The sequence below is a fragment of the Roseibium sp. 10G30-5 genome (assembly GCF_055809635.1).
The window spans coordinates 731,028-754,640 of record NZ_CM147918.1 but is presented as its reverse complement, the minus strand read 5'-3'; the positions used below and the strand labels follow the sequence as shown (position 1 = coordinate 754,640).

Below are 23,613 nucleotides of genomic sequence, written 5' to 3'. Positions count from 1 at the left end.
AGCGCATTGGATGTCTCGTCGTCACCGCGCGGAAAAGCGCGAAATCAACCCGGATCCGAAGTTCGGGGATATCATCGTTACCAAGTTCATGAATTCGATCATGTACGACGGTAAGAAGTCGACGGCAGAACGCATTGTTTACGGTGCGTTTGACCAGATCGAGAACAAGACTCGCGAGAACCCGATTGAGGTGTTCCACGCAGCTCTCGACAACGTCATGCCGCAGGTAGAAGTTCGCTCCCGCCGTGTTGGTGGTGCAACTTACCAGGTTCCCGTCGAAGTTCGTACGGATCGCCGTCAGGCATTGGCCATTCGCTGGTTGATCACGGCAGCTCGCAACCGTAACGAAACGACGATGGTTGACCGTCTGTCGGGTGAAGTTCTGGATGCTGCAAACAACCGTGGCACCGCAGTGAAGAAGCGCGAAGATACGCACCGCATGGCGGACGCGAACCGTGCCTTCTCGCACTATCGCTGGTAATTGTGACTCGAAAGGGCTGACGTTATGTCGCGCACGCATAAAATCGAGGACTACCGTAACTTCGGTATCATGGCACATATTGATGCCGGCAAGACGACCACGACCGAGCGGATCCTGTTCTACACTGGCAGAAGCCATAAGATCGGTGAAGTTCACGACGGCGCTGCCACCATGGACTGGATGGAGCAGGAGCAGGAGCGTGGGATCACGATCACCTCTGCTGCAACGACCGCGTTCTGGAAAGAAAAGCGTCTGAACATCATTGACACTCCAGGTCACGTTGACTTCACGATTGAAGTTGAGCGTTCGCTGCGTGTTCTCGATGGTGCGGTTGCTCTTCTCGATGCCAACGCCGGTGTTGAGCCTCAGACGGAAACCGTTTGGCGTCAGGCTGACAAGTATCATGTTCCGCGCATGATCTTCGTCAACAAGATGGACAAGCTCGGTGCTGACTTTGATCGTTGCGTTGAAATGATCGGGACGCGCCTCGGTGCTACGCCGCTCGTCATGCAGCTGAACATTGGTGCTGAGAATGACTTCGCCGGTGTTGTCGATCTCCTTCGCATGAAGGCGCTCATCTGGCAGTCCGAAAATCTCGGTGCCGCTTGGGACGAACTCGAAATCCCGGCAGAGCTTCTGGACCGTGCGCAGGAACTGCGCGACAAGATGATCGAAACGGCCGTCGAAGTTGATGAAGCTGCAATGGAAGCTTACTCGGAAGGTGAAGAGCCCTCCATCGAGCTGCTCCAGAAGCTGATTCGCAAGGGTACGATCAACGGCGACTTCGTTCCGGTGTTCTGCGGTTCTGCATTCAAGAACAAGGGCGTCCAGCCGCTTCTTGATGCTGTGGTTGACTACCTGCCAAGCCCGCTGGAAGTTCCGGCGATCAAGGGTATCGATCCGAAGACTGAAAGCGAAATTCTGCGTCACGCTGACGACGAAGAGCCGCTTGGTCTGTTGGCATTCAAGATTGCAAACGATCCATTCGTTGGCTCTCTGACGTTTTGCCGCATCTACTCCGGTGTTCTCAAGAAGGGGGTTACCCTCCTGAACACAGTGAAGGAAAAGCGTGAGCGCGTCGGTCGTATGATGCAGATGCACTCCAACTCGCGTGAAGACATCGATATTGCCTATGCTGGCGATATTGTGGCCATCGCGGGTCTCAAGGATACCACAACAGGGGATACACTTTGTGATCCGCTGAGCCCGGTTATCCTGGAGCGCATGGAGTTTCCTGAGCCGGTGATTGAAATCGCTGTTGAGCCGAAGACCAAGGCTGACCAGGAAAAGATGGGCCTCGCCCTGAACCGCCTGGCTGCTGAAGATCCTTCGTTCCGCGTCAAGACGGATGAAGAATCCGGCCAGACGATCATCGCTGGCATGGGTGAACTTCACCTCGACATCATCGTCGACCGCATGAAGCGTGAATTCAAGGTCGAAGCTTCGATTGGTGCTCCGCAGGTTGCTTATCGTGAAACCATCACGAAGCTGGCTGAAGTGGATTACACCCATAAGAAGCAGTCTGGTGGTTCGGGTCAGTTCGCTCGCATCAAGATGACCATCGAGCCGGGTGAGCCGAATGCAGGCTACACCTTCGAAAGCAAGATTGTCGGTGGGTCTATTCCGAAGGAATACATCCCGGGTGTTACCAAGGGTATCGAAAGTGTCATGTCGTCCGGTCCGATTGCCGGCTTCCCGATGCTCGATATCAAGGCAACACTGATCGACGGTGCTTACCATGACGTTGACTCGTCTGTTCTGGCCTTCGAAATCGCCGGTCGAGCCGGCTTCCGCGAAGCAATCCAGAAAGCTGGTCCCAAGCTTCTCGAGCCGATCATGAAGGTCGAAGTCGTGACGCCGGAAGACTACATGGGCGACGTCATTGGCGATCTGAACTCTCGTCGCGGGCAGATTGCCGGCACCGAGAACCGCGGTATCGTCACGGTCGTCACCGGTATGGTTCCGCTGGCCAACATGTTTGGCTATGTGAACAACCTTCGTTCGATGTCCCAGGGCCGCGCGCAGTATTCGATGGTCTTCGATCATTACGAACAGGTCCCGCAGGCTGTAGCCGATGAGGTTCAAGCTAAATACGCTTGAGCCGCCTCAGTTAGAAATTAAAGAAAGCGGAGTAATCCGATGGCTAAAGAAAAATTTGAGCGTACGAAGCCCCACGTCAACATTGGCACGATTGGCCATGTTGACCACGGCAAGACGACTCTGACTGCTGCAATCACCATGACATTGGCTGAAACCGGCGGTGCAACGGCTAAGGCCTATGCAGACATCGACGGTGCGCCTGAAGAGCGCGCTCGTGGGATCACGATCTCCACGGCACACGTTGAGTATGAGACGGAAAACCGTCACTACGCTCACGTTGATTGCCCGGGCCACGCCGATTATGTGAAGAACATGATCACGGGTGCTGCTCAGATGGATGGTGGCATTCTTGTTGTGTCGTCCGCTGATGGCCCCATGCCGCAGACCCGTGAGCACATCCTGCTCGCTCGTCAGGTTGGCGTACCGGCCCTCGTGGTATTCATGAACAAGGTTGACCAAGGTCGACGACGAAGAGCTTCTCGAGCTCGTCGAAATGGAAATCCGTGAGCTTCTGTCTTCCTACGAATTCCCGGGCGACGACATTCCGATCGTCAAGGGTTCGGCACTGGCAGCAGTTGAGAACCGTGATGCGGCAATTGGCCGTGACGCGATCCGCGAACTGATGGCAGCCGTTGACGACTACATCCCGACGCCAGAGCGTCCGGTTGATCAGCCGTTCCTGATGCCGATCGAAGACGTCTTCTCGATCTCCGGCCGTGGTACGGTTGTGACGGGTCGTGTTGAGCGTGGGATCGTCAAGGTCGGTGAAGAAGTCGAAATCGTGGGCATCAAGGACACGACGAAGACGACTGTCACGGGCGTTGAAATGTTCCGCAAGCTGCTGGACAGCGGCCAGGCTGGTGACAACATCGGTGCTCTGATCCGTGGTGTTGCGCGTGAAGCTGTTGAGCGTGGCCAGATCCTTTGTAAGCCGGGTTCAGTTACCCCGCATACGAAGTTCAAGGCTGAGGCTTACATCCTCACCAAGGAAGAAGGTGGCCGTCATACGCCGTTCTTCACCAACTACCGCCCGCAGTTCTACTTCCGGACAACGGATGTGACGGGTGTTGTGTCCTTGCCGGAAGGCACGGAAATGGTGATGCCGGGCGATAACGTATCGGTTGAAGTGGAACTCATCGTTCCGATCGCCATGGAAGAAGGCCTCCGCTTCGCTATCCGCGAAGGTGGTCGTACCGTCGGCGCGGGCGTCGTGGCTTCCATCATCGCGTAATGTGACGGCAGGGCCTGCGGCTTCCACTCGGGAGTGCGGCAGGCCCGCCAGTCTTAACGGGAACTCTGAAATGAACGGTCAGAATATCCGGATCCGCCTCAAGGCATTTGACCACCGTATTCTCGATGCTTCCACCAAGGAAATCGTGAACACGGCGAAGCGGACCGGTGCACAGGTGCGGGGACCCGTACCACTGCCGACGCGGATCGAGAAGTACACAGTACTTCGTGGTCCGCATGTTGATAAGAAAAGCCGCGATCAGTTCGAGATGCGCACGCATAAGCGTCTTCTCGACATCGTTGATCCGACGCCCCAGACGGTTGATGCTTTGATGAAGCTCGACCTGGCTGCTGGTGTCGACGTCGAGATCAAGCTCTGAGGCGGACCGAAGGGAACACATCCATGCGTTCTGGAGTGATCGCTCAGAAAGTGGGCATGACACGTATCTACAATGATGCGGGCGAACATGTTCCGGTCACCGTTTTGCGGCTGGAAAAGTGCCAAGGTGGTTGCCCACCGTACTGAAGAAAAAAATGGCTATACTGCACTGCAGGTCGGTTCAGGTAATGCCAAAGTCAAGAACACACCGAAGGCTCAGCGCGGACATTTCGCGGTAGCCAAGGTAGAACCCAAGCGTACGCTTGCCGAGTTCCGCGTGTCTTCCGACAACCTCATTGAGGTTGGTGCGGAAATCACGGCAGACCACTTTGTTGCTGGTCAGTTCGTTGATGTGACAGGCAGCTCCATCGGTAAGGGTTTTGCGGGTGCCATGAAGCGCCACAACTTTGGTGGCGGCCGTGCAACACACGGTAACTCGATCTCGCACCGTGCACACGGTTCGACTGGTCAGTGTCAGGACCCGGGTCGCGTGTTCAAGGGCAAGAAAATGGCCGGTCACATGGGCGATGTCCGTGTTACCACGCAGAACCTCAAGGTTGTGCGCACTGATGTTGAACGCGGCCTGATCATGGTCGAAGGATCCGTTCCGGGCGCCAAGGGCGGCTGGATCCAGGTCCGTGACTCGATCAAGAAGGCTCTTCCGGAAGGTGTTCCGGTTCCTGGTGCATTCCGTGCACCGGAAGCAGCCGTGGCCGCCGGGAAGGAGAGTGAGTGATGGAACTCCAGGTCAAGACCCTCGAAGGTGGGGCGGCCGGTTCGATCACGGTGTCTGACGAGATCTTTGGTCTCGAGCCGCGCACCGATTTGATCCACCGCGTGGTGCGTTGGCAGCTTGCCAAGCGCCAGGCAGGGACCCACAAGACGCTTGCGCGTTCGGAAGTTTCTGGCACGACGAAGAAATTCGTCCGCCAGAAAGGCTCCGGGGGCGCACGTCACGGCAACCGCAAGGCGCCGCAGTTCCGCGGCGGTGGTAAGGCTTTCGGGCCGGTCGTCCGTGATCATGCACACGACCTTCCCAAGAAGGTTCGTGCACTGGGTCTGCGTCATGTCCTGTCCGCCAAGGCACAGGCTGAAAGCATCATCATCGTAGAAGATGCAAAGGCTGCGGAAGCAAAGACCAAGGCGCTCAAGGAACAGTTTGCAAAGCTGGGTCTGAGCAGCGCTCTGATCATTGATGGTGCGGAACTGGACAGCAACTTCTCGCTGGCTGCTCGCAACATCCCGCATGTGGACCTGCTGCCCATTCAGGGCATCAACGTTTACGACATCATGCGCGCCAACACCCTGGTGTTGACGAAGGCTGCGGTGTCTGCACTTGAGGAGCGCTTCAAATGAGCAAACTTCCTCACTATGACAAGATCGTCGGCCCGGTAATCACCGAGAAGGCGACGATGGCTTCCGAAGAAAACAAGGTTGTTTTCAAGGTGGCCAATGACGCGACCAAGCCCGAAATCAAGGCTGCCATTGAGGCGCTGTTCGGTGTGAAGGTAACTGCTGTCAACACTTTGGTCCGTAAGGGCAAGGTAAAGCGGTTCCGCGGTCGCATCGGTCGTCAGTCCGACTTCAAGAAGGCCGTTGTGACGCTGGCTGAAGGTCAGGCCATCGACGTAACCACCGGACTCTAAGACGGGGACAGAAAATGGCACTTAAGACTTTTAACCCCACGTCGCCAGTGCCGGCGTCAGCTGGTCCAGGTAGATCGCTCTGATCTTCACAAGGGCAAGCCGGTCAAGACCTTGACCGAAGGCCTGTCGAAGTCTGGCGGTCGTAACAATATGGGGCGTCTGACGTCCCGCAACATTGGTGGTGGTCACAAGCGCTCCTACCGTCTGGTGGATTTCAAACGTCGCAAGTTCGACGTGTCCGCTACGGTTGAGCGTCTTGAATACGATCCGAACCGCACAGCGTTTATTGCGCTGATCCGTTATGATGACGGTGAATTGAGCTACATCCTGGCGCCTCAGCGTCTTGGTGTTGGCGACAAGGTCATCGCGGGTCAGAGCGTGGACGTCAAGCCGGGCAACGCAATGCCGTTGTCCTCGATCCCGGTCGGTACGATCGTTCACAATATTGAATTGAAGCCGGGCAAGGGCGCGCAGGTCGCACGTTCCGCTGGTGCTTTCGTTCAGGTTGTTGGACGTGACCAGGGTTACACGACGCTGCGCCTGACATCTGGCGAGCAGCGTCGGGTTCTGGGTACCTGCATGGCGACTATTGGCGCCGTGTCGAACCCCGACCACTCGAACATCAACCTGGGTAAAGCCGGGCGTTCACGTTGGCTGGGCATTCGCCCACACACACGTGGTGTTGTGATGAACCCGATCGATCACCCGCATGGTGGTGGTGAAGGTCGTACATCTGGTGGTCGTCATCCGGTTACCCCTTGGGGTAAGCCGACCAAAGGCAAGCGTACGCGGCGTAATAAAGCGACTGATAAGTATATCGTTCGCAGCCGTCACGCACGCAAGAAGTAAAGGGCAAGGATCGTGGCACGTTCGATCTGGAAAGGTCCGTTTGTCGACGGGTATCTGCTGAATAAAGCGGACAAGGTTCGTGAATCCGGCCGGAACGAGGTCATCAAGGCCTGGAGCCGCCGCTCGACGATCCTGCCGCAGTTTGTCGGCTTGACCTTCGGCGTCTATAACGGGCAAAAGCACGTTCCTGTGCTGGTGTCTGAAGAGATGATCGGTCATAAGTTCGGTGAGTTTTCGCCGAGCCGTACATACTACGGACATGGCGCCGACAAGAAGGCAAAGAGGAAGTAACGATGGGCAAGCCGAAGGGTGAGCGGAAGCTCGCCGACAACGAGGCTCGGGCAGTCGCCCGCATGCTGCGCGTTTCCCCGCGAAAGCTGAATCTCGTTGCGGCCGCTATCCGCGGCAAGAAGGTCGGATCCGCACTTGCGGACCTGACATTCTCCCGCAAGCGCATTTCTGATGACGTCAAGAAAACCTTGATGTCGGCGATTGCAAATGCGGAAAACAATCACGACCTGGATATCGACAACCTGGTGGTTGCCGAGGCTTTTGTTGGCAAGGCATTTGTCATCAAGCGTTTCCAGGCTCGTGCACGCGGTCGTGTTGGCCGGATCGAGAAGCCTTTCTCGAACCTGACGATCGTCGTTCGTGAAGTCGAGGAGACTGCCTGATGGGACATAAAGTAAACCCGATCGGCATGCGCCTCGGGATTAACCGGACCTGGGATTCGCGTTGGTTCGCCGCAAAGGGCGAGTATGGCGATCTTCTTCATGAAGATTTCCGCATTCGTGCTTTCCTGGAAAAGGAGCTGAAACAGGCTGCCGTTTCCAAGGTCGTGATCGAGCGTCCGCACAAGAAATGCCGTGTAACGATCCATTCTGGTCGTCCGGGCGTTGTCATTGGCAAAAAGGGTGCAGATATTGAACGTCTGCGTCGCAAGATTGGCCAGCTGACGGACTCGGAAGTGCACATCAACATCGTTGAAGTGCGCAAGCCTGAGATCGATGCAAGCCTGGTGGCCGCATCCATCGCTCAGCAGCTCGAACGCCGTGTTGCGTTCCGCCGTGCGATGAAGCGTTCTGTCCAGTCGGCAATGCGTCTTGGTGCACAAGGCATCCGCATCAACTGCGGTGGTCGTCTTGGTGGTGCTGAAATCGCACGTATCGAATGGTACCGCGAAGGACGCGTTCCGCTTCACACATTGCGCGCTGATATTGACTACGGCGTTGCTTCTGCACATACCGCTTACGGTGTTTGCGGCGTGAAGGTGTGGATCTTCAAGGGCGAAATCCTCGAGCATGACCCCATGGCCTCTGAGCGCCGTGCGACGTCCGGCTCTGACAACAACCAGAGTGATCGCGGTGGACGCCGGGATCGGGGCCGTGAGCGCGCAGCCTGATTGGCTGTCGCTGCTCGCGTAACACGAAGGACGAGAGAAAACGATGCTGCAACCGAAGCGTACAAAGTTCCGCAAGCAGCACAAGGGCCGCATTCACGGTTTGGCGAAGGGGGGACTGACCTCAACTTCGGCGCCTATGGTCTGAAGGCTTTGGAGCCTGAGCGGGTCACCGCTCGTCAGATCGAAGCAGCCCGTCGTGCCATGACCCGCCATATGAAGCGCGCGGGTCGCGTTTGGATCCGGATCTTCCCGGACCTCCCGGTTTCATCGAAGCCGGCCGAAGTCCGCATGGGTAAAGGTAAGGGTTCTCCTGATTACTGGGCCTGCCGCGTTAAGCCGGGTCGCGTAATGTTCGAAATCGACGGTGTGCCAGAAGACATTGCTCGCGAAGCTATGCGTCTCGCGGCCGCCAAACTGCCGATCAAATGCCGCTTCGTTCAGCGTATCGGCGAGTAAGGCAGTCGAGGAGAGAGAAGCCATGAAGGCGACTGACGTAAGAGCAAAGACCCTCGATGAGCTCCGCACGGAGCTCGAGGCCCTTAAGAAAGAGCAGTTCAACCTGCGCTTTCAGCGGGCGACCGGTCAGCTTGAAAACACTGGGCGAGTTCGGGTTATCCGCCGGGACATCGCTCGTATCCAGACGATCATGCGCGAAAAGCGCGTGGCGACAAGCGCTTAAAGGAGGCATGAATGCCTAAACGCGTGCTTCAGGGCGTCGTCGTCAGCAACGGGAACAACAAGTCGATCACGGTCGATGTGGAACGTCGTTTCACCCACCCGCTGTTGAAGAAGACGGTGCGCCGTACCAAAAAGTACCAGGCGCATGATGAAGAGAACAAGTGCAACGTCGGCGACACTGTTCAGATCGAAGAGTGTGCGCCGATTTCGAAGAACAAACGGTGGACCGTGGTCGCTTGACCACGCTCCTTGTTGAGCATCAGGCGCCCGTGGCAGGTGCGCCAGACAGAGAATAAGGCAGCCAGTCATGATTCAGATGCAAACAAACCTCGACGTGGCGGATAATTCCGGTGCCCGTCGTGTCATGTGCATCAAAGTGCTCGGCGGCTCCAAGCGTAAATATGCCCAGGTTGGCGACATCATTGTGGTGTCCGTCAAGGAGGCAATTCCGCGGGGCCGTGTTAAAAAGGGCGACGTGATGAAGGCAGTCGTCGTGCGTACGGCGAAGGACATTCGTCGTCCCGACGGCAGCGTGATCCGGTTTGACCGCAATGCGGCAGTCCTGGTCAACAACAACAAGGAGCCGGTCGGCACCCGTATTTTTGGGCCAGTACCGCGCGAGCTCCGTGCAAAGAACCATATGAAGATCATTTCGCTCGCGCCGGAGGTGCTCTGATGGCTGCGAAACTTAAAAAAGGCGACACAGTCGTCGTTCTCGCTGGACGAGACAAAGGCAAGACCGGTGAGATTCTCTCCGTGTTGCCTACTGACAACAAAGCACTGGTCCGCGGTGTGAACGTTGTTCGTCGTCACCAGAAGCAGACCCAGACGCAGGAAGCAGGGATCATCGCTAAAGAAGCGCCGATCCATCTTTCCAACGTCGCTCTTGCCGATCCTAAAGATGGCAAGGCAACGCGCGTCGGCTTCAAGGTGCAGGACAATGGCACTAAGGTCCGTGTGGCCAAGCGTTCGGGAGATCTGATCGATGGCTGAGACTGAGACAATCAACGTGCCGCGTTTGCAGGCACATTATCATGAAGTCGTGCGCAAGCAGCTTCAGGAAAAGTTCGGTTACACGAACCCGATGCAGATCCCGTCCCTGGACAAGATCGTGCTGAATATCGGCGTTGGTGAAGCTGTCAGCGATTCCAAGAAGGCTCGCATCGCAGCTGAAGACCTGGCGAAAATCGCCGGTCAGAAGGCACTCGTAACGACGGCTAAGAAGTCCATCGCGACCTTTAAGGTTCGTGAAGGCATGCCGCTCGGTACGAAGGTGACCCTTCGTCGTCAGCGTATGTACGAATTCCTGGACCGTCTGGTCACTATCGCGCTTCCGCGCGTTCGTGACTTCCGCGGTGTGAACCCGAAGTCCTTTGACGGCCGTGGCAACTACGCCATGGGCATCAAGGAACATATCGTGTTCCCGGAAATCGAATATGACAAGGTCGATCAGATCTGGGGTATGGACATCATTGTCTGTACAACCGCGTCGAACGACGACGAAGCGCGCGAATTGCTTCGTGGCTTCAACTTCCCGTTTACGAAATAAGCGGGACAGGAACGAGGAACGACGATGGCTAAGAAGAGCGCAGTCGAAAAGAACAAGCACCGCGAACGGCTTGTTGAAAAATACGCTGAAAAGCGCAATGCGCTGAAGGCAATGGCAAAGGACGATAGCCTTTCTCCGGAAGAGCAGTTCAATGCCCGCCTGAAGCTTGCAAAACTGCCGCGGAATTCGGCTCCGAACCGCATTCGCAACCGTTGCGAAGTGTCCGGCCGTCCGCGCGGTTATTATCGCAAGCTGAAAATGTCGCGTATTGCGCTTCGCGAACTGGGTTCCATGGGCAAGATCCCTAGCACTTGGTCAAGTCGAGCTGGTAAGGAGAGTACCCGATGGCAATTTCTGATCCGTTGGGGGATTTGCTCACCCGTATTCGCAACGCGCAAATGCGTCGCAAGAGCAAAGTCAGTTCACCAAATTCCAAATTGCGTGCACATGTACTTGATGTGCTCGCCAAGGAAGGGTACATCCGTGGATACACCACGGTCGATTTCGAGGACGGCAAGTCTGAACTCGAAGTCGAGTTGAAGTATTTCGACGGCGAACCGGTTATCCGTACGATTGAACGGGTTTCCAAACCGGGCCGCCGGGTGTACTCGTCGGTGAAGAACATCCCGCACGTGTCCAATGGCCTGGGCTTGTCGATTCTGTCGACACCGCGTGGCGTCATGAGTGATCATCAGGCGCGGGAAGAAAATGTGGGTGGTGAGGTGCTGTGCCGCGTCTTCTGATGCGGTTTCAGTCTCACCTTTAATTTGACAAGGTTGGTCATATGTCTCGTATTGGCAAGAAGCCAGTCCCCGTGCCTAGCGGGGTAACGGCAACGATCAACGGCCAGACTGTATCGGTCAAGGGCCCGAAGGGGGAACTCTCCTTCGTGGTCAATGACTTGGTCTTGGTCGAGATGACGGATGGTGGGATCAAGGTTGATCCTACGAATAACTCGAAGCCGGCTCGCTCCATGTGGGGCATGAGCCGTTCGATGGTGCAGAACCTTATTGTCGGGGTCAATCAGGGTTTCGAAAAGAAACTCGAGATCACGGGCGTTGGGTATCGCGCACAGATCCAGGGAAGTAATCTTCAGCTGGCCCTTGGTTTCTCGCATGATGTGATCTTCGCCATCCCCGATGGTGTCGAGATCAAATGCCCGAAGCCGACCGAAATTGTCGTTACAGGTATCGACAAGCAGGTTGTGGGTCAGGTCGCGGCTGAACTCCGCGAATTCCGCCCACCTGAGCCCTACAAGGGCAAGGGTGTTCGTTACGCGGACGAATTTATCGTCCGTAAGGAAGGCAAGAAGAAATAACGGATCTGGATCATGGCGAATAGCACTAATGCTTTTGAGCGCCGCCGCGATCGCGTGCGCCGTTCAATCAAGAAGGTGGCGAACGGACGTCCGCGCCTTTCTGTTTTCCGCTCATCGAAGCAGATCTATGCACAGATCATCGATGACGGTAAGGGACAGACGATTGTCTCGGCATCGACGATCGAAACGGATCTCCGGGGTAGCCTGAAAACGGGCGCCGACACTGCGGCTGCGGCTGCTGTTGGCAAGCTGGTGGCAGAGCGTGCAAGCGCTGCTGGCATCAAGCAGGTCGTGTTCGACCGTGGCGGTTATCAGTATCATGGGCGCGTTAAAGCGCTTGCCGATGCTGCCCGCGAAGGTGGACTTGAATTCTGACCAGCGCCCGTTGGCGCTCTTAAGAACGGAAGACAAATAAAATGGCGAGACAAGATAATCGCGGCGATCGCGATGATCGTGACAGCGAATTCGTCGACAAGCTCGTACACATCAACCGCGTTGCCAAGGTGGTCAAGGGTGGCCGTCGTTTTGGTTTTGCTGCGTTGGTTGTTGTTGGCGATCAGAAGGGCCGCGTTGGCTTTGGTCACGGCAAGGCACGTGAAGTGCCGGAAGCAATCCGCAAGGCAACTGAAGCTGCCAAGCGCACGATGATCCGCGTTCCGTTGCGTGAAGGCCGTACTCTTCACCACGACGTCGAAGGTCGTCATGGTGCTGGTAAGGTTCTGCTTCGCGCAGCTCCGGCTGGTACTGGTATCATTGCCGGTGGTCCGATGCGTGCCGTGTTCGAAACGCTTGGCGTGCAGGATGTGGTTGCGAAGTCTTTGGGGACATCCAACCCGTACAACATGATCCGTGCGACGTTCGACGCTTTGAAAAAAGAAGACAGCCCGCGTTCGGTTGCAGCGCGCCGTGGCCTCAAGGTTTCGGTTCTGCAGTCGCGCCGTCGTGATAACAACGAAGATGCAGCCCCGGCTGCCGCTGAAGCTTAATTCAGCGGCTCCGGCCAATTGAAAAGGTTGGTTCCATGGCGAACACCGAAAAGACCGTAACGGTCGAACAGATTGGTAGCCCGCTGCGCCGTCCGAAGGACCAGCGCGCTACGCTTGTCGGTCTGGGTCTGAACAAGATGCACCGCCGCTCGACGCTGGAAGACACTCCGGCCGTTCGTGGCATGATCAGCAAGGTCCAGCATCTCGTTCGCGTTGTTGAAGACGCGTAAGGCGGGGCAGGAGATAGAAACATGAAGCTCAACGAACTCAGGGACAATCCCGGTTCCGTAAAGAACCGTAGCCGCGTTGGTCGCGGTATCGGTTCTGGTATGGGCAAGACCGGTGGTCGCGGCGTCAAGGGGCAGAAGTCCCGTTCCGGCGTTGCAATCAAGGGTTTCGAAGGTGGTCAGATGCCACTGCATCGGCGTTTGCCGAAGCGTGGTTTCACGAACATTTTCGCGAAGGATTACAACACTGTATCCCTCGGCCGTGTTCAGCAGGCAATCGAAGCAGGCAAGCTCGACGCAGCTCAGCCCGTGACGGTTTCCGCTCTTAAGGCTGCAGGCGTCGTCAAGCGCGAACGTGACGGTTTCCGTCTCGTTGCCAATGGCGAGCTGAAAGCATCCGTTACCTTCGAAGCTGCTGGCGTCTCGAAAGCCGCAGCTGCTGCAGTCGAAAAGGCTGGTGGCAAGGTTGTGGTCAAGGAAGCTCAGGCGTAAGCGCTGGGCTTTCCCCATTTGTTTTGTCGGTAATTAATTGACCGGAGTAGGGCATGGCATCCGCCGCCGAGCAACTGGCGTCAAATCTTAATCTTTCAGCTTTCGCCAAGGCCGACGAACTGAAAAAGCGCATCTGGTTCACACTAGGGGCGCTTTTGGTGTATCGTCTGGGTACATACATCCCGCTTCCAGGTATCAACCCGGAAGCGTTCTCGCAGGCATTCAACAGCGCGCAGTCCGGCATCCTTGGCATGTTCAACATGTTCTCGGGTGGTGCGGTGCAGCGGATGGCGATTTTCGCCCTCGGCATCATGCCTTACATTTCTGCCAGCATTATCATGCAGCTTCTGACGACCGTCGTTCCATCCATGGAGCAGATGAAGAAGGAAGGTGAGCAGGGCCGGAAAGTCATCAACCAGTATACCCGTTATGCAACGGTGGTTCTGGCGGCTTTTCAGGCTTATGGCATTGCTGTCGGACTTGAGCATGCGAGTACCGTCGTGACGGACCCGGGCTGGTTCTTCCGAGTATCCACAGTTTTGACGCTGCTTGGCGGAACAATGTTCCTGATGTGGCTGGGTGAGCAGATCACCTCGCGCGGCATCGGTAACGGTATTTCGCTGATCATCTTCGCCGGGATTGTGGCCGGGCTGCCGCGCGCTGTCGCATCGACCCTTGAACTCGGCCGTCAGGGTGCGATCTCGAGCTGGATCATTCTGGCTGTGATCGTTCTGGCTGTCGTCGTGATTGGGGTCATCGTGTTCATGGAGCGGGCTCAGCGTCGTTTGCTGATCCAGTATCCAAAGCGCCAGATGGGCAACAAGATGTTCGAGGGGAATACCTCGTTCTTGCCGCTGAAGCTGAACACGGCTGGTGTTATTCCGCCGATCTTTGCCTCATCGATCCTCCCTGGTTCCGGCAACGGTCGCAGGTTTCTCGTCGCAGGCAGGCTCCAATGCATGGGTGTCGACCATTACGGCTCTTCTGGGCCATGGTCAGCCACTCTACATGGTTGCCTATTCGGTGATGATCATCTTCTTCTCGTTCTTCTACACCGCGATCGTGTTCAATCCGACCGATACGGCAGATAACATGAAGAAGCATGGCGGCTTCATTCCGGGCGTTCGCCCTGGGGAGCGCACTGCCCAGTACATTGATTACGTTCTGACCCGGATTACCGTTGTTGGCGCGATCTACATTACGCTGGTCTGTCTTCTGCCGGAGTTTCTGATCTCTGCGACGGGTGTGCCTTTCTACTTTGGTGGCACATCGCTCTTGATTGTTGTCAGTGTGACCATGGATACTGTTTCACAGATTCAGGGGCACTTGTTGGCACATCAGTACGAGGGCCTCGTCAAGAAATCGAAACTCAGGGGGAAGCGTAAATGAGGCTTATTCTTCTTGGACCGCCAGGTGCAGGGAAGGGGACGCAGGCAGGACGACTGGTCGAACAATTCGGCATCGTCCAGCTCTCCACGGGCGACATGCTTCGCGCGGCCGTGAAGGCGGAAACGCCGATCGGGCTTCAGGCCAAGGAAGTCATGGACCGGGGTGACCTGGTCTCTGACGACATCATCGTCAAGATCATTTCTGATCGCATCGATGAGGCCGACTGTGCCGCCGGGTTTATCCTCGATGGATTTCCCAGGACGATTGCTCAGGCAGACGCGCTTGCTACATTGTTGAAAGACAAGGGCTTGCAGCTTGACGCAGTTATCCAGCTTGAAGTGAATGACGATGCATTGGTCGGTCGTATTGAGCAGCGTGCTCTTGAGACCGGCGGTGCCCGAGCAGATGACAATGCGGACACGCTCCGCAAACGTCTTGAAGTTTATCATGCGCAAACAGCGCCGCTGGTGGACTACTATAAGGACAAGGGATTGTTGAAGACGGTCAACGGAATGGATCCGATTGATACAGTCACCTCGTCCATTGATTCAATGCTGAAGACGGCAAAAGCTGTTTGATGCAGGTCTGTGCTTGCGCAACCGTTTAGAATCTATTATATCCCGGCGAATATCGCAAAAAGAATGCGGTCGGCGCCGGGTTTCCTTTGGTTTCCCTGTTGCCGGCTTTTGTCGTGTGCAGGGTACCTTTAGATGGTACTTAAGTGGCGACCGGCGGATCCGGTCGTCCAGAAGGAGAAAACAACGTGGCACGTATTGCTGGCGTCAACATCCCGACGAACAAGCGCTTGGTGATCGCGCTGCAGTACATTCATGGTATCGGTTCCAAGTTCGCGCATGAAATCATCGAGAAGGTGAATATTCCTGCCGAACGCCGTGTGAATGAACTGTCTGATGCAGAAGTTCTCGCAGTGCGCGAGACCATTGACCGCGATTACATCGTGGAAGGTGACCTGCGTCGCGAAACCGCAATGAACATCAAGCGTCTGATGGACCTTGGCTGCTACCGTGGCCTGCGTCATCGTCGCGGGCTTCCGGTTCGTGGTCAGCGGACCCATACAAATGCGCGTACCCGCAAGGGTCCGGCAAAAGCCATTGCAGGCAAGAAGAAGTAATTTTTGCTGCGATTGGCGGTGGAGCTGCCGGTATTACGGCAGTGCAGAGATCAAATAGGAAAAAAGAATGGCTAAAGAAAGCACGCGCGTGCGTCGCCGCGAACGTAAAAATATTTCGTCCGGCGTTGCCCATGTGAACTCGACGTTCAACAACACGATGATCACGATTACCGACGCACAGGGAAACACGATTTCCTGGTCGTCTGCCGGCGCACTCGGCTTCAAGGGTTCGCGTAAGTCGACCCCTTACGCAGCTCAGGTTGCGGCTGAAGATGCTGCCAAGAAGGCATCCGACCATGGCATGCGTACCCTCGAAGTTGAAGTTCGTGGTCCGGGTTCGGGGCGCGAGTCCGCTTTGCGGGCATTGCAGGCAGCTGGTTTCCTCATCACGTCGATCCGCGACGTGACGCCGATTCCGCATAACGGTTGCCGTCCGCGCAAGCGTCGCCGCGTCTAAGACCCTTGCGGTCTTGGGCAGATGTTTCTCCAGTGGCAAAGAATTGCCTGACCCGTGCAAGGCAGGCGGGATAGCCGAAGGGGCAAAAACGTGACCATTCAAAAGAACTGGCAAGAACTGATCAAGCCAACCAAGCTCGAGGTGAAGCCCGGGGATGACCCGCGTTTCGTGGCCACCGTTGTGGCTGAACCGCTTGAGCGTGGATATGGTCTGACGCTTGGCAACGCCCTGCGCCGCATTCTGCTGTCGTCCCTTCAGGGCGCAGCCGTGACTGCGGTTCAGATCGATGGCGTTCTGCATGAGTTCTCGTCTATTCCTGAGTGTGCGTGAAGACGTCACCGACATTGTGCTGAACATCAAGGAAATCGCGATCCGTATGGATGGCGAGGGCCCCAAGCGCATGGTTGTGCGCAAGGTTGGTCCTGGCGTCGTTACGGCGGGCGATATCCAGACGGTTGGCGATGTGGAAGTGCTCAATCCGGAACTCGTGCTCTGCACGCTGGATGAAGGCGCGGAAATCCGCATGGAATTCACTGTTGATATTGGCAAGGGCTATGTCCCGTCTGACCGGAATCGTCCGGAAGATGCGCCTATCGGGTTGATCCCGGTCGACAGTCTGTATTCGCCGATCAAGAAGGTGTCTTACAAGGTGGAGAACACCCGTGAGGGTCAGGTTCTCGACTACGACAAGCTTTCCCTGACCGTTGAAACCGACGGGTCAGTGAAGCCGGATGACGCAGTCGCTTTTGCTGCGCGCATCCTTCAGGATCAGCTTTCCATCTTCGTGAACTTCGAGGAGCCGCAGCGTGAAGTTGCCGAGGACACTGTCCCGGAACTGGCGTTCAACCCGGCGCTTCTCAAGAAGGTCGACGAGTTGGAGCTGTCCGTACGCTCTGCCAACTGCCTGAAGAACGACAATATCGTGTATATTGGCGATCTGATTCAGAAGACGGAAGCGGAAATGCTGCGCACGCCGAATTTCGGCCGCAAGTCGCTCAACGAGATCAAGGAAGTTCTCGCCCAGATGGGTCTGCATCTTGGCATGGAGGTCGCTAATTGGCCGCCAGAGAACATCGAAGATCTCGCCAAGCGATATGAAGACCACCAGTATTGAGGAACGTCTTCGTTCCTTCGTGATCAACCGGACCAGCGTCTTCGAGACGATAGCCGTCCGATTTTAAAAGGAGAGGGCCATGCGCCACGGTAATTCCGGCCGCAAGCTCAACCGGACATCCAGCCACCGTAAGGCGATGTTCGCAAACATGGCAGCTTCGCTGATCGAACACGAGCAGATCGTGACGACCTTGCCGAAGGCCAAAGAAATGAAGCCGATCATTGACAAGCTCATTACGCTTGCAAAGCGTGGTGACCTGCATGCACGTCGTCAGGCGATCTCCCAGATCCGTGACGTTGCCATGGTCGGCAAGCTGTTTGACACGCTTGGCGAACGCTACAAGGCCCGTGAAGGTGGTTACAGCCGCGTTCTCAAGGCAGGCTATCGTCACGGTGACAACGCACCGTTGGCAGTGATTGAGCTCGTTGACCGTGATCCGTCTGCACGTGGTGCAGTTGATCGCGCACGCAATGAAGCTGCTGAAAAGACCGAAGTCGCCGCATAATCCGGGCGCCAGCGCAATTTCGCGTTTCAAGCATGACTTTGAGAAAGGGCGAACTTTGGTTCGCCCTTTTTTATTTGTCTTCGCACAGCCGGAAAATTGCGCCAGGCCCGAGGTTTTTGGTGAAAAGTCGTATTTTTCTCAAGAACGATGATCCAGAGCTATATCGGTCCGATGTGGCGGAAACCTTAAGGTTTTTCAAAAGGTATCCAGTCTCTTGTATGGGAGATAGGAGAAGAAAAGAGCATTATAAAGAAGCTGTTAGACAAAAATTAAGTGCCGTAACGCAATATTTCCATCAGTATTTTTAGCGATGCCTATGGGGAACGACAGTGACTGGCGCTACAAGCAATAAAAAACGAATTTCATTGATGCGGCTCTCTATTATTGTGCCGGTGCTAATGGCTGGTATCAGTCTGGCAGCCAGTGCTGCGGTTGGTATCGGTGGCTATGTTCAAGGGCGCGCTGGTCTTAAGGTTGCTGCCTCGTCCGAGTTGCAGACCATGGTGCGTGGCCGTTCAGAGTTGCTCAAGCGCAGTCTGGCGAGCCTTGATGGCACGGTTACAGCGCTTGCGACGAGTTCGATCACCAAGACAGTCTTTAATGACATGAATTCGGCGGTTACTGACTTTCCGACCGACATTCCCAAGCTGCGTGATTATTTCCAGAAAAAAGGCACAACCGCTGCGCAGCGTGCCAAGTTGACAGGGGCTGACAGTAAGACGATGTACGCCTGGCGGCACCAGGGGGTACACAGTACCTTCTTCAGTGCTCTGGAAAACCAACGATCTGGCCGATGCGTATGCGATCAACACAAAGGGCAAGATCATCTATTCGGTGACCAAGGAAAAAGACTTCCTGGCCTCCGTCAATGATGAGGCTTTGGCAAACAGCCAATTGGCAGATGTGTTTAAGGCTGCTTTGAAGGCCAAACCGGGCGAACACATTTATTCCGAGTACGAGCCTTACACTTTGAGCGGTGGCGATCCGTCCATGTTCATTGCAGAACCGGCTTATGTTGCAGGTGTTGGTGCCGATCCGAAGCTTGGCGGTGTCATCGTGGTGCGCGTCGATCGCAACTTCTTCCAGTCGATCATTGATGACAAGGCTGGCCTTGGGCGAACGGGCGAGGTCTATATGACCAAGACCGATGGCACGGTGATGACCGATATTCCTGGCTCCAAGAAGCCGACAGCGTTGAAGGCGAAGGTCGACAACACTGTCATTCAGAGCAGTATTGCTGGCAAACAGAACTTCGGCACCATGACCGGTCTTGATGGCGCACCACGTCTGATGGCCGCAGCTCCGATCACATTGGGAGGCAAGACCTGGGCAGTGGTTGCGGATCGCAAGGTTTCCGAGGCGCTGTCGAGCGTCACGCAGATGCGTGATTTCATGGTGCTGCTGACACTGGTTACAGTGATTGTTGCCTGCATGATCGCATTGCTGTTCTCTCGCTGGCTGACCAAGCCGTTGAAGAGCCTGGTGACGGCGCTTGAAATGATCGCTTCTGGTGAGAATGAAGTCACCATTGATGCGGCACGTCGGCGTGATGAAATCGGTGAAATCGGCCGTGCCGTCGTGGCGATCCGAGCACGTGCAGCAGAGCAGCAAGAGCAGCGTGCGCAGCGTGACGCCGAAAATGCCAAGATCTCTGACGCACAGCGCAAGGAAATGTTGCACAATCTTGCGGCTGAATTTGAACAGTCGGTTGGCACGGTTGTGGACAATGTTGCAAGGGCGGCAAGCGAGCTGCGTGAATCTGCAGGCCGTATGGGTATGACCACACAGAGCTCCGGAGAGATGGCCGGGCGCGCTGTGCAGATCTCGCGCGATGCCCGCGAAGAAGTACAGTCCATCGCGGCAGCCTCTGATCAGTTGTCGAACTCGATCAATGAGATTTCCTCGCTGATCGAGCGCTCCACCAATGTGGCGCAGACGGCAACGGTTCGGGCGCAGTCGACCAACAGCACGGTGTTGTCCTTGGCCGAGGCGGCCAACCGCATCGGCGAAGTGGTGACGTTGATTTCGGATATTGCTGATCAGACCAATCTTCTCGCCCTGAACGCGACCATCGAGGCCGCACGGGCAGGAGAGGCGGGCAAGGGCTTCGCCGTTGTTGCTTCCGAGGTCAAGGAGCTTGCCAGCCAGACAGGTAAGGCAACGGGCGAAATCCAGCAGCAGATCGACGCGATTCGCCATGCGACGGACGATGCAGTGTCTGCAATCAAGGACATTCAGGACACGATTGGCGAAATCACCCAGTCCGTGACTGAAGTGTCTGCTGCTGTGACTGAACAGAGCTACGCAACGCAGGGCATTGCCGAAAACACTCAGCGTGCGGCCGAAGGCACGTCGCGGGTTTCCAGCGATATCAACGAAGTGCTGGACATGTCGAATGAGGCGAAGGAATCGGCTGATACATTCCAGACATCCGCCAACGTTCTGGCTGATCAGGCCGAGCGCCTTGATGAAGATGTCCGCAAGTTCCTGTCGCAGGTGCGCAGCGCCTGAGGGGATCCAAAGGGTTCTCATTGCCAAGATAAGACGAGCGGCTGTCACGAAAGTGGCAGCCGTTTTTCGTTGAGCGTGCAGGCTCAGGCACCCTGAACTTTAACGGCAGCCGTCCGGAACATTACAATTTGGACGGATTTTGCTTCGTGTCTGGTGTTCGTCGTAATTTTGATTATGTCTGAAAAGAAGGTTCGTTTTCGAAATTTGACAGTGCTTGGTGACGGGAAAATCTCATGAAGAACTTCAGTTCCATTCCTCGCCTTGGTTGGGCGGCACTGGGTGTGGCCGTTGGTATTGTGATTGCGACGCCGCTCGTATGGGCGGGTGTGCGCTCCACAGATGCCGGGTCGATGCCGGCAGTGCTTGAACAGGCGAAACCGGCTGCGCAAGGGGCGCAGGCGAGCAACACGGCGGCGCCGCTGAAATTGGCTGCCGCTACATCGAGCGGGTCCTCCCCCTCAGGCGGCACCGGTCAGGTGGCGCAGGTGCCACAATCGGCCATGCAGGTAAAGCTGTCCTTTGCGCCCATCGTCAAACGGGTCAAGTCGGCTGTGGTCAACGTTTATGCCAGCCGCAAGGTTATTCAGCAGCAGCAAAGATCGCCGTTGTTTGCGGATCCTTTCTTTCAGCATTTCTTTGGTAATCAGGGCGGTATGATGGGCCAGCCCCGCGAGCGTGTGGAACGGTCGCTTGGATCTGGCGTGATCATTTCTTCGGATGGCACCGTTATCACAAACCATCACGTGATTGCCGGGGCAACACAGGTGAAGATTTCGCTGTCAGATCGACGCGAGTTTGATGCCAAGGTGGTTCTGGACGATAAGCGAGCCGATTTGGCTGTGCTGAAAATTCAGGGCAAGGGGCCGTTTGCCCATCTGAAATTTGCACCTGAAGACAGCCTGTCGGTTGGCGACATTGTTCTGGCGATCGGCAATCCGTTCGGTGTCGGCCAGACCGTAACGCAGGGCATTGTTTCGGCTTTGGCGCGCACCCAGATCGGGGCCAATGATTATTCCTATTTCATTCAGACTGATGCAGCGATCAACCCGGGGAACTCGGGCGGAGCGCTGGTGGATATGAACGGCAACCTCGTCGGCATCAATTCGGAGATCTATACCCGGTCAGGCGGATCAAACGGTATTGGCTTCGCTATTCCAGCGCATATGGTTCACTTCGTTGCCGAAGCGGCCCTCCACGGTGGTAAGGTCCGGCGCCCTTGGCTTGGAGCCAATGTGCAGACGGTAAATTCGGAAATTGCTTCTGCCATGGGTCTCGATCGTCCGGAAGGCGTGCTGGTCACAAAGGTGATGGACAATTCGCCGGCCTCCAAGGCAGGTCTCAAGGTTGGCGATCTTGTCACCGAGGTTGATGGCAAGACGGTGCAGGACCCCAACAGCTTCGGCTACCGTTTCGCAACGGAGGATCTGGGCGGCAAAGCGACCTTTGACATCATTCGTGACGGCACCAAGATGAGCATTCAGGTGCCGCTGGAGGCTGCACCTGAAACCACGCCGCGTGACACACGCGATCTGACGGCCTACTCGCCGTTTCAAGGGGCTTCGGTGATGAACCTGTCGCCTGCCGTTGCTGATGAATTGCGTCTGCAAAGTTTCAGCACCAAGGGTGTAGTCATTGCATCGGTCAAGCCCAACAGTATGGCGGCGCGCGTCGGCCTGAAGCCTGGAGACATTATCCGTAGCCTGAACCAGCACAAGGTGACGAGCACCAAGGACCTGGAGCGGATGTCCAACCAGCAGATGGACTATTGGGCGATCAAATTTGAACGCAATGGCAAGGTCTCCCGTATTGTTCTGCGCGGCTAGGCCTTTATAAAGGGGCATATGAGCGACCTATTTGAAGCATCAGGACTTTCCGCCAGCGGGCCGCGCCCGTTGGCGGATCGTTTGCGTCCGGCCCGCCTGGCAGAGGTGGTCGGGCAAGATCATCTGCTTGGCGAGGCGGGAACATTGTCGCGCATGCTGCGCACCCGTACGTTGGGGTCTCTGATCTTTTGGGGGCCACCTGGCACCGGGAAAACCACCGTTGCCCGTTTGCTTGCCAGCGAAACCGACCTGGCTTTTGAGCAGATCTCGGCGATCTTTTCCGGCGTTGCCGATCTGAAGAAAGTGTTCGAAGGCGCGCGAGCCCGCCGCATGGGCGGACGGGGGACACTGTTGTTCGTTGACGAGATCCACCGCTTCAACCGGGCGCAGCAGGATAGTTTCCTGCCTGTCATGGAAGATGGCACCATCACACTGGTGGGGGCGACGACGGAAAATCCTTCGTTTGAACTGAACGCCGCGCTTTTATCGCGCTCGCATGTCATGACCTTTCACTCGCTTGATCAGGCTTCTGTTGCCCAGCTTCTGGAGCGGGCCGAGGAGATGGAAGAGCGTAAACTGCCCCTTCAGGATGACGCACGCGCGGCCTTGATCCGCATGGCCGACGGCGATGGGCGCTCGGCCTTGACGCTGGCTGAAGACGTCTGGCGAGCCGCGGGCGAGGATGAACGCTTCGATGCTGAAAGTCTTCAGGAGATCGTGCAACGTCGCGCGCCGATCTATGACAAGAGTGCGGACGGTCATTATAATCTGATCTCGGCACTGCATAAATCGGTGCGCGGATCTGACCCTGATGCGGCGCTTTACTGGTTCTGTCGTATGCTCGACGGTGGCGAGGATCCGATGTATCTCGCTCGCCGCCTTATTCGTATGGCGGTGGAGGATATCGGCCTCGGCGATCCTAACGCGCTGGTGCAGGCCAATGCCGCCCGCGATGCCTATCAGATGCTTGGCTCGCCGGAAGGCGAATTGGCGCTGGCGCAAGCCGTGGTCTACCTGGCGACGGCTCCGAAATCCAATGGTGTGTATATGGCCTACAAGGCGGCCATGCGATCCGCCAAGGCCAATGGCTCCGTTTTGCCGCCCAAACATATTCTCAATGCGCCGACCAAGTTGATGAAATCCGAGGGCTACGGCACGGGGTATCGCTATGACCACGACGAGCCGGATGGCTTTTCTGGTCAGGACTATTTCCCCGAGGAGATGGGGCGTCAGCAGTATTACGATCCGCCAGAACGTGGCTTTGAACGTGAATTACGCAAACGACTGGACTATTGGTCACGCCTGCGTCGTGAACGCGGGTAAAGCTGCGCGCGACCTTGGGGGC

The 23,613-nt window shown here is 56.3% G+C and carries 27 protein-coding genes and 7 pseudogenes; all 34 read left to right on the top strand.

What is annotated here, in order from left to right; genetic code table 11:
• Positions 1-10: 10 nt before the first annotated feature.
• The gene (rpsG, locus tag AC0L7U_RS03915) at positions 11-481 is read left to right on the top strand and encodes a 30S ribosomal protein S7 (protein ID WP_473693973.1); all 471 of its coding nucleotides are present in this window, start codon (positions 11-13) and stop codon (positions 479-481) included.
• Positions 482-505: 24 nt separating this feature from the next.
• Positions 506-2,581 carry an elongation factor G gene (fusA, locus tag AC0L7U_RS03910; protein WP_473693971.1) on the top strand — a complete coding sequence of 692 codons (2,076 nt, stop codon included), beginning with the start codon at positions 506-508 and terminating at the stop codon, positions 2,579-2,581.
• A gap of 39 nt (positions 2,582-2,620) precedes the next feature.
• Positions 2,621-3,812 (top strand): annotated as a pseudogene (tuf, locus tag AC0L7U_RS03905) (elongation factor Tu).
• A 70-nt stretch (positions 3,813-3,882) separates the two neighbouring features.
• The gene (gene rpsJ / locus AC0L7U_RS03900) at positions 3,883-4,191 is read left to right on the top strand and encodes a 30S ribosomal protein S10 (RefSeq protein ID WP_473693969.1); all 309 of its coding nucleotides are present in this window, start codon (positions 3,883-3,885) and stop codon (positions 4,189-4,191) included.
• Between the two features lie 23 nt (positions 4,192-4,214).
• Positions 4,215-4,926, top strand: a pseudogene (rplC, locus tag AC0L7U_RS03895) (50S ribosomal protein L3).
• A complete protein-coding gene (gene rplD / locus AC0L7U_RS03890) occupies positions 4,926-5,546 on the top strand; it encodes a 50S ribosomal protein L4 (RefSeq protein WP_473693967.1) in 621 nt (206 codons plus the stop codon). Before rplC ends, rplD begins: the two are co-directional and overlap by 1 nt.
• Positions 5,543-5,836 carry a 50S ribosomal protein L23 gene (locus AC0L7U_RS03885; protein ID WP_473693965.1) on the top strand — a complete coding sequence of 98 codons (294 nt, stop codon included), beginning with the start codon at positions 5,543-5,545 and terminating at the stop codon, positions 5,834-5,836. Before rplD ends, AC0L7U_RS03885 begins: the two co-directional genes overlap by 4 nt.
• A gap of 14 nt (positions 5,837-5,850) precedes the next feature.
• Positions 5,851-6,685: pseudogene (rplB, locus tag AC0L7U_RS03880) on the top strand (50S ribosomal protein L2).
• A gap of 12 nt (positions 6,686-6,697) precedes the next feature.
• Positions 6,698-6,976: a 30S ribosomal protein S19 gene (rpsS, locus tag AC0L7U_RS03875; RefSeq protein ID WP_473693963.1), complete on the top strand. Its 279-nt coding sequence runs from the start codon at positions 6,698-6,700 to the stop codon at positions 6,974-6,976.
• Positions 6,977-6,978: 2 nt separating this feature from the next.
• Complete coding sequence (gene rplV / locus AC0L7U_RS03870) at positions 6,979-7,359, top strand: 50S ribosomal protein L22 (protein ID WP_473693962.1); 381 nt, start codon at positions 6,979-6,981, stop codon at positions 7,357-7,359.
• Entirely contained in the window at positions 7,359-8,087 is a 729-nt protein-coding gene (rpsC, locus tag AC0L7U_RS03865; RefSeq protein WP_473693960.1) for a 30S ribosomal protein S3, read from the top strand. The genes rplV and rpsC overlap by 1 nt, the downstream gene beginning before the upstream one ends.
• A 43-nt stretch (positions 8,088-8,130) precedes the next feature.
• Positions 8,131-8,543 (top strand): annotated as a pseudogene (gene rplP / locus AC0L7U_RS03860) (50S ribosomal protein L16).
• A 22-nt stretch (positions 8,544-8,565) separates the two neighbouring features.
• On the top strand, positions 8,566-8,766 hold the full coding sequence (gene rpmC, locus AC0L7U_RS03855; protein ID WP_473693958.1) for a 50S ribosomal protein L29: 201 nt from the start codon (positions 8,566-8,568) through the stop codon (positions 8,764-8,766).
• 11 nt (positions 8,767-8,777) lie between these two features.
• A complete protein-coding gene (rpsQ, locus tag AC0L7U_RS03850) occupies positions 8,778-9,005 on the top strand; it encodes a 30S ribosomal protein S17 (protein ID WP_473693956.1) in 228 nt (75 codons plus the stop codon).
• A gap of 67 nt (positions 9,006-9,072) precedes the next feature.
• Complete coding sequence (gene rplN, locus AC0L7U_RS03845) at positions 9,073-9,441, top strand: 50S ribosomal protein L14 (RefSeq protein WP_008191626.1); 369 nt, start codon at positions 9,073-9,075, stop codon at positions 9,439-9,441.
• Complete coding sequence (rplX, locus tag AC0L7U_RS03840; RefSeq protein WP_473693953.1) at positions 9,441-9,758, top strand: 50S ribosomal protein L24; 318 nt, start codon at positions 9,441-9,443, stop codon at positions 9,756-9,758. Before rplN ends, rplX begins: the two co-directional genes overlap by 1 nt.
• The gene (gene rplE / locus AC0L7U_RS03835) at positions 9,751-10,314 is read left to right on the top strand and encodes a 50S ribosomal protein L5 (protein WP_473693951.1); all 564 of its coding nucleotides are present in this window, start codon (positions 9,751-9,753) and stop codon (positions 10,312-10,314) included. The genes rplX and rplE overlap by 8 nt, the downstream gene beginning before the upstream one ends.
• 24 nt (positions 10,315-10,338) lie before the next feature.
• Positions 10,339-10,646: pseudogene (gene rpsN / locus AC0L7U_RS03830) on the top strand (30S ribosomal protein S14).
• A gap of 12 nt (positions 10,647-10,658) precedes the next feature.
• Positions 10,659-11,057, top strand: a complete 399-nt coding sequence (gene rpsH / locus AC0L7U_RS03825; RefSeq protein ID WP_473693949.1) for a 30S ribosomal protein S8 — start codon at positions 10,659-10,661, stop codon at positions 11,055-11,057.
• Positions 11,058-11,098: 41 nt separating this feature from the next.
• Entirely contained in the window at positions 11,099-11,632 is a 534-nt protein-coding gene (gene rplF, locus AC0L7U_RS03820; RefSeq protein WP_473693947.1) for a 50S ribosomal protein L6, read from the top strand.
• A 12-nt stretch (positions 11,633-11,644) separates the two neighbouring features.
• Entirely contained in the window at positions 11,645-12,007 is a 363-nt protein-coding gene (gene rplR / locus AC0L7U_RS03815; protein ID WP_473693946.1) for a 50S ribosomal protein L18, read from the top strand.
• Between the two features lie 41 nt (positions 12,008-12,048).
• Positions 12,049-12,618, top strand: coding sequence for a 30S ribosomal protein S5 (gene rpsE / locus AC0L7U_RS03810; protein WP_473693945.1), 570 nt, complete (start codon positions 12,049-12,051; stop codon positions 12,616-12,618).
• Between the two features lie 35 nt (positions 12,619-12,653).
• The gene (gene rpmD / locus AC0L7U_RS03805; protein ID WP_473693943.1) at positions 12,654-12,848 is read left to right on the top strand and encodes a 50S ribosomal protein L30; all 195 of its coding nucleotides are present in this window, start codon (positions 12,654-12,656) and stop codon (positions 12,846-12,848) included.
• 21 nt (positions 12,849-12,869) lie between these two features.
• Positions 12,870-13,337: a 50S ribosomal protein L15 gene (gene rplO / locus AC0L7U_RS03800; RefSeq protein WP_473693941.1), complete on the top strand. Its 468-nt coding sequence runs from the start codon at positions 12,870-12,872 to the stop codon at positions 13,335-13,337.
• Between the two features lie 53 nt (positions 13,338-13,390).
• Positions 13,391-14,726, top strand: a pseudogene (gene secY, locus AC0L7U_RS03795) (preprotein translocase subunit SecY).
• Positions 14,723-15,304, top strand: a complete 582-nt coding sequence (locus tag AC0L7U_RS03790) for an adenylate kinase (RefSeq protein ID WP_473693939.1) — start codon at positions 14,723-14,725, stop codon at positions 15,302-15,304. Before secY ends, AC0L7U_RS03790 begins: the two are co-directional and overlap by 4 nt.
• Before the next feature lie 185 nt (positions 15,305-15,489).
• Complete coding sequence (gene rpsM, locus AC0L7U_RS03785; protein ID WP_473693938.1) at positions 15,490-15,858, top strand: 30S ribosomal protein S13; 369 nt, start codon at positions 15,490-15,492, stop codon at positions 15,856-15,858.
• A gap of 67 nt (positions 15,859-15,925) precedes the next feature.
• A complete protein-coding gene (gene rpsK, locus AC0L7U_RS03780; RefSeq protein ID WP_473693936.1) occupies positions 15,926-16,315 on the top strand; it encodes a 30S ribosomal protein S11 in 390 nt (129 codons plus the stop codon).
• A gap of 90 nt (positions 16,316-16,405) precedes the next feature.
• A pseudogene (locus tag AC0L7U_RS03775) lies at positions 16,406-17,429 on the top strand (DNA-directed RNA polymerase subunit alpha).
• Between the two features lie 79 nt (positions 17,430-17,508).
• Entirely contained in the window at positions 17,509-17,934 is a 426-nt protein-coding gene (gene rplQ, locus AC0L7U_RS03770; protein ID WP_473693935.1) for a 50S ribosomal protein L17, read from the top strand.
• A gap of 329 nt (positions 17,935-18,263) precedes the next feature.
• Entirely contained in the window at positions 18,264-18,806 is a 543-nt protein-coding gene (locus AC0L7U_RS03765) for a hypothetical protein (RefSeq protein ID WP_473693934.1), read from the top strand.
• Positions 18,700-20,445 carry a methyl-accepting chemotaxis protein gene (locus tag AC0L7U_RS03760; RefSeq protein WP_473693932.1) on the top strand — a complete coding sequence of 582 codons (1,746 nt, stop codon included), beginning with the start codon at positions 18,700-18,702 and terminating at the stop codon, positions 20,443-20,445. Before AC0L7U_RS03765 ends, AC0L7U_RS03760 begins: the two co-directional genes overlap by 107 nt.
• Positions 20,446-20,795: 350 nt before the next feature.
• Entirely contained in the window at positions 20,796-22,268 is a 1,473-nt protein-coding gene (locus AC0L7U_RS03755; RefSeq protein ID WP_473695643.1) for a DegQ family serine endoprotease, read from the top strand.
• An 18-nt stretch (positions 22,269-22,286) separates the two neighbouring features.
• Positions 22,287-23,591, top strand: a complete 1,305-nt coding sequence (locus AC0L7U_RS03750) for a replication-associated recombination protein A (protein ID WP_473693930.1) — start codon at positions 22,287-22,289, stop codon at positions 23,589-23,591.
• Positions 23,592-23,613: the final 22 nt, after the last annotated feature.

Excerpts from the sequence above, each read along its gene's own strand:
- rpsG (WP_473693973.1), top strand. The coding sequence starts at position 11 with ATGTCTCGTCGTCACCGCGCGGAAAAGCGCGAAATCAACCCGGATCCG.
- fusA (WP_473693971.1), top strand. The coding sequence starts at position 506 with ATGTCGCGCACGCATAAAATCGAGGACTACCGTAACTTCGGTATCATG.
- rpsJ (WP_473693969.1), top strand. The coding sequence starts at position 3,883 with ATGAACGGTCAGAATATCCGGATCCGCCTCAAGGCATTTGACCACCGT.
- rplD (WP_473693967.1), top strand. The coding sequence starts at position 4,926 with ATGGAACTCCAGGTCAAGACCCTCGAAGGTGGGGCGGCCGGTTCGATC.
- AC0L7U_RS03885 (WP_473693965.1), top strand. The coding sequence starts at position 5,543 with ATGAGCAAACTTCCTCACTATGACAAGATCGTCGGCCCGGTAATCACC.
- rplV (WP_473693962.1), top strand. The coding sequence starts at position 6,979 with ATGGGCAAGCCGAAGGGTGAGCGGAAGCTCGCCGACAACGAGGCTCGG.
- rpsC (WP_473693960.1), top strand. The coding sequence starts at position 7,359 with ATGGGACATAAAGTAAACCCGATCGGCATGCGCCTCGGGATTAACCGG.
- rpmC (WP_473693958.1), top strand. The coding sequence starts at position 8,566 with ATGAAGGCGACTGACGTAAGAGCAAAGACCCTCGATGAGCTCCGCACG.
- rpsQ (WP_473693956.1), top strand. The coding sequence starts at position 8,778 with ATGCCTAAACGCGTGCTTCAGGGCGTCGTCGTCAGCAACGGGAACAAC.
- rplN (WP_008191626.1), top strand. The coding sequence starts at position 9,073 with ATGATTCAGATGCAAACAAACCTCGACGTGGCGGATAATTCCGGTGCC.
- rplX (WP_473693953.1), top strand. The coding sequence starts at position 9,441 with ATGGCTGCGAAACTTAAAAAAGGCGACACAGTCGTCGTTCTCGCTGGA.
- rplE (WP_473693951.1), top strand. The coding sequence starts at position 9,751 with ATGGCTGAGACTGAGACAATCAACGTGCCGCGTTTGCAGGCACATTAT.
- rpsH (WP_473693949.1), top strand. The coding sequence starts at position 10,659 with ATGGCAATTTCTGATCCGTTGGGGGATTTGCTCACCCGTATTCGCAAC.
- rplF (WP_473693947.1), top strand. The coding sequence starts at position 11,099 with ATGTCTCGTATTGGCAAGAAGCCAGTCCCCGTGCCTAGCGGGGTAACG.
- rplR (WP_473693946.1), top strand. The coding sequence starts at position 11,645 with ATGGCGAATAGCACTAATGCTTTTGAGCGCCGCCGCGATCGCGTGCGC.
- rpsE (WP_473693945.1), top strand. The coding sequence starts at position 12,049 with ATGGCGAGACAAGATAATCGCGGCGATCGCGATGATCGTGACAGCGAA.
- rpmD (WP_473693943.1), top strand. The coding sequence starts at position 12,654 with ATGGCGAACACCGAAAAGACCGTAACGGTCGAACAGATTGGTAGCCCG.
- rplO (WP_473693941.1), top strand. The coding sequence starts at position 12,870 with ATGAAGCTCAACGAACTCAGGGACAATCCCGGTTCCGTAAAGAACCGT.
- AC0L7U_RS03790 (WP_473693939.1), top strand. The coding sequence starts at position 14,723 with ATGAGGCTTATTCTTCTTGGACCGCCAGGTGCAGGGAAGGGGACGCAG.
- rpsK (WP_473693936.1), top strand. The coding sequence starts at position 15,926 with ATGGCTAAAGAAAGCACGCGCGTGCGTCGCCGCGAACGTAAAAATATT.
- rplQ (WP_473693935.1), top strand. The coding sequence starts at position 17,509 with ATGCGCCACGGTAATTCCGGCCGCAAGCTCAACCGGACATCCAGCCAC.
- AC0L7U_RS03755 (WP_473695643.1), top strand. The coding sequence starts at position 20,796 with ATGCCGGCAGTGCTTGAACAGGCGAAACCGGCTGCGCAAGGGGCGCAG.
- AC0L7U_RS03750 (WP_473693930.1), top strand. The coding sequence starts at position 22,287 with ATGAGCGACCTATTTGAAGCATCAGGACTTTCCGCCAGCGGGCCGCGC.